Consider the following 4,817-nt stretch of genomic DNA (forward strand, 5'->3'; position numbering starts at 1 on the left):
CAGTTGTTATTTTGCTTCAATTTGCTGTTTAAACTCAGCTCTCTGGATGGAATAGGCCACAACAAATGTTTACTGTTTACATTTTGATATCTATTGATATAATTGGTATAGTTAGCCGGCGGTACCTGCTGACTGATAGTATTATAAACTTCTCCCATATTTTCCAGGAATTTTCCCCAACGGATCAGGTCTGCTTTCCGCAAGCATTCAAATGCAAGTTCTCTTGACCTTTCTTCTTGAATAAATTTTCTTAAGGCGGCCTGATCTACTGTCGCTGTTGCAGGTACTTTGTGCTCATTTCCATCAAAAAGTACTGCTATTGCTGCCCCGCCAGATCCGGTAGCCCCGCTTGGAGTAGTTATAGTAATTGTTGGTGCAGAAGTATAACCTTCTCCAAAAAGAGAACCTGTTACGCCGTCTCTTTCCAGAAGAATTCCGGAAATTTGTTTTGATGCATTTAATACTGCATAAGCTTTTGCGCCGCTTCCTCCACCTCCACTAATAGTTATTGTTGGCGCAACTGAGTAATTGCTTCCTTTATTTGTTAAGCTTATGGATTTTACACCTCCTTTTTTTACGTATGCCCTTTCTCTCACCATTTCCAGATATTCAACAACCTCATCTTTATTACTAAAAGAAATTTCGTTTAATGCTTCTGCATACATCAGTAATACATCTGAAAATCTTAGGATAGGAAAATTTTGAGGCGTAGCGTAGGCTGTTTTAACCGGATTAGACTCATACTCTCTTCTAAACTTTGCAGCCGGACGTACAAAAAGTGATGCATAACTGGTGGAATTGGAAAAGCTTTTTCCTCCCGAAGCATTGTAGCTGAAATTAGCTATATTCCAGTCTCTCCTTATATCACCCGGTGCATACCGGTTATATAAATTTGCTGTTGCAGCAACAAATGAAAGACTTTTGATCTGATCTAGGTTGGAACTTGGAGAGTTTACATATCCGTTCCAACCAGTCTCGTCAAAGCCATTCGCGATATTACCATAAAACTCTATTTCCCAGATGCTTTCTTTAATATCGTAGGTGTCTTTTGCATAATTAATAAAAACCTGCGAGTAAGAGGAGTTAAGAGTATGACCGGCTTTTCCATCTTCAATTACCTTTAAAGCCCAATTTTTGGCGGCTTCATATTTTGATACATCTTTTAATGGATAACCCGCCATAAAGAGGTTTACCCGGGCTAAAATGCCACGTACGGCCGATTTAGTTACGCGACTACCAAATCCTATATCACTAATGTCCTTCACATAGGCTTCGGCATATTCCATATCTTTTAAGATGAATTCGTATACCTCTTTTATCGGAGATTTGGCAATGTCTGTATTTGATGTCGATTTAGTCGAGGACAATACAATAGGTACTTCTCCGTAGGTTTGTACCAATAAGAAATAAAAATAAGCTCGCAGAAATGAAGCTTCACCCCTTACCCTGTCCCGTATTTCCTGAGCTATAGAAAGATTATTATCTATGTTTTCCAATAATAAATTCGCCCGGTTAATACCTATATACAATATATTAAAATGGTTGGTAACCAAAGGATCCGCAGAAGTAAAGTCGTACAACATCGGTCCTGTAGTAGTGGAAACTCTGCTACAATAACCATCATCCCCGTCCAGACCATAATTAAATAAAATCTGACCGCCATATAAAGCGTTGTGTCCTAAAATATCATACACAGCTGCCAGTGAATGTTCCAGGTCTTTTTCCGTATTGTATGAAGTCTCTGGTATCAAAATATCTTTGGGCGTCACGTCCAGAAATTTTTCGCAACCGGAAAAAATCGTTTGGAAAATTATAAAGGCTATTAATATTCTCAATTTCATGATTTTTAATTTTAAAAAGTTGCATTAATACCGAATACAATTGTTCTTGCCATAGGATAGGCCGAATAGTCAAAACCCGGAGTGGTGGGTATACTGCTTCTTACAGAAACTTCCGGATCCATACCAGAATATTTAGTCCATGTTACTAGGTTTTGTGCAGCTATATTTAATTTCAGTTCGTTCAGATACATAGATTTAATTATCCTTTTTGGAAGTGAGTATGCCAATGCCAGTGTCTTTAAGCGTAGAAATGACGCATCTTCCAATACCCTGGAAGAATGTATACCTTGCGGACCTTGTCCACCAGTTCGATAATTTGTATTGGATGGATTCTCTGGTGTCCACCTGTTGCTATAAGATGCGTATTGATTAAGATCCAATGCCTTGATACCATTCCCGTCAAAAATTAAACGGTTAGCATTGTAAACCTGATTACCGTAGGACCATTGAAAGAATACATTAAAATCGAAATTCTTGTAAGTGAAATTGTTATTAAAACCACCGGTATGGATAGGCAATGCTCTGCCTATAACCGTCATATCATTAGAATTGATTACACCATCTCCATTAAGATCTTTATACCTGATGTCTCCAGGTTGTATATTATCTCTCTCGGTGGCACTGGCATTACTCGGGAATTCTTTTTTTAGAATAAATTGTCCGGGTGCAGGGTTATCAAACTGATCTAACTGGTATATACCATCAAAAACGTAACCATAGAATTGTCCCATAGGCTGTCCTACTCTTGCCAAATACAGTGGACTTCCATTATACGCAGAAAAGAAACTGACCGTACTGAACAGATTTTTATCGCCATTGGCCAACTCTAATACCTTACTATCGTTAAAACTGATATTGAAGTTACTGGACCAGGAAAAATCTTTCTTTCGGATATTATTTGTATTTAATGAAAATTCCATTCCCCTGTTTCTCACTGATCCCACATTTTTATAGGCCTGTAAATAACCTGTGGTCGCAGGAAAATTGGCGTACAATAGTAGATCTTTGGTGGTTTTTGAATAGAGATCAACCGTCAACTGTATTTTATCTTTTAAAAATCCTAAATCCCAGCCGATATCTGTCTGTGCAGTACTTTCCCATTTCAGATCAGTGTCGCCCAGATTGGTAGAAATCGTTCCTCTTACAGGAGATTGATTATTAAATGAGTAGGCATTTCCTACCAGCATATTTAAGCTTGACAGATAAGCAAAGTCTGCAATTCTGTTATTACCGGTAAGCCCATAACTAATTCTGAGTTTCGAATTAGATATAGCCGGAATGTTTTTTACAAAGTTTTCTTCATGCATATTCCATGCAAATGCACCCGATGGAAAATATCCCCATTGATGCCCCTTGGCAAATTTAGAAGAGCCATCAGCTCTAAACGTTGCAGTAAGTAAATACTTAGACTTGAATCCATAATTTACCCTACCATAGAAGGATGCCAGTGTATTTCCGGTAGACATGGCAATGGCACTATATAAGTTACCAGTTTCTAAACCAGACATTCCTAATTCTTCTCTGTCTATATTTATTGTCCCATACCCATACTGATCGAATTTATTTTCCTGAATGGAGGTTCCGCCCATAACGGTTAGCTTATGTACTCTGTTAAATACCTTATTCCAGGTCAATGTATTTTGGTTTGACCAATTAAAAGTATCGGAATAGCGGATACTTCCATTTACATCGAATTTGTTCGAAGGATTTAGCGTAGAACCCTGCGTAGTACTGGAATTATAGAAAAGGCTTCTTCTTTGATTATTTCCCTTCGCACTTCCTGTAATTCTTAAAGTTAATCCTTTAGCGATATCATACTTTATATAGGCATTAGCTATCAGATCTAATATTCTATTTCTTGTATAATCGTTGTTACTGGTGATATAGGGATTTAATCGGATATCAGCCAGCTGGATATTGTCCGGGTCTACCAAATCATTTTCCAGATCAAAATCGGCATTGCCACTTACAGGCCGATAACCCCAGGTTCTGTATAACAAATAAGTTGACGATGCACCTTCTCCCGCCGCAACTACCTGCCCGTAGTTTAAAAGACTTCCAAAATTAGCATTGAAGCCTGCTGATAGTTTTTTGCTGATAGTTTGGTCCAGTGATGCGCGGAATTGCGTCCTGTTAGAGCCGGTATTATTTATTACTCCTGGCTGTTTGAAAATAGATCCCGAAAGCGAATACTTAGTTTGTGGAGTACCTCCTCTTAACGCCAGATTGTGGTTTTGTACAAAAGTGGTTCTCAAGATCTTGTCTTGCCAGTCAACTCCTTCTACATCTTTATAATCTTCAAGCGTTCTATCGCTCAGGTATCTGTTTGTTGCTCTCCCTTCATTCAATTCCAGTTGATACTTCACGAAATCATAAGAAGACATCATTTCCATTTGTTTGATAACTTTATGCATCCCAACAGAACTGTTAAAGGTTATTACCGGCTTGCCTATCTTCCCTTTTTTTGTTTCAATAACTACAACTCCATTAGCCGCTCTGGAACCATATACAGCTGTTGACGAAGCATCTTTCAGAATATTCAGGGTTTCAATATCGTCCGGATTGATTGCCGCACTGGACATGTCTTCGATGGGGAATCCATCAATTACATATAATGGAGAATTGTCCTGTGTCAGCGAATTGGCACCACGTATAACAATATTCATCTCAGCCCCGGGCTGTCCATCATTAGCAGATACATTTACCCCTGCAACTCTACCTGCAAGTGCCTCTATAAATGACGGTACCGGAGCTTTTACAATATCTTTAACATTTACTTCACTAACCGCCCCTGTAAGATCTTTACGGGCTACCTCGCCGTATCCTATAACTACAATCTGGCTCAATGCTGTACTTTGCTCTTTTAGGGTAATATTGAGTACTTTACTGTTACCAACTTTATATTCCTGGGAAGAAAAGCCAATAAAGGAATATACAAGAATAGCTTCCGTTGTAGGACCTGTTATCTTATACATA

The 4,817-nt window shown here is 38.5% G+C and carries 2 protein-coding genes; both read right to left on the reverse strand.

What is annotated here, in order from left to right:
• Window positions 1–1,841 (reverse strand): RagB/SusD family nutrient uptake outer membrane protein (locus ABWO41_RS15450; protein ID WP_353139981.1); only part of this gene is annotated, 1,841 nt, incomplete at its 3' end.
• Between the two features lie 11 nt (window positions 1,842–1,852).
• The coding region (locus tag ABWO41_RS15455) for a SusC/RagA family TonB-linked outer membrane protein (RefSeq protein WP_353139983.1) at window positions 1,853–4,817 on the reverse strand (2,965 nt) is incomplete at its 5' end.

It is taken from the genome of Pseudopedobacter sp. (genome assembly GCF_040392825.1).
Taxonomy (GTDB): domain Bacteria; phylum Bacteroidota; class Bacteroidia; order Sphingobacteriales; family Sphingobacteriaceae; genus Pseudopedobacter.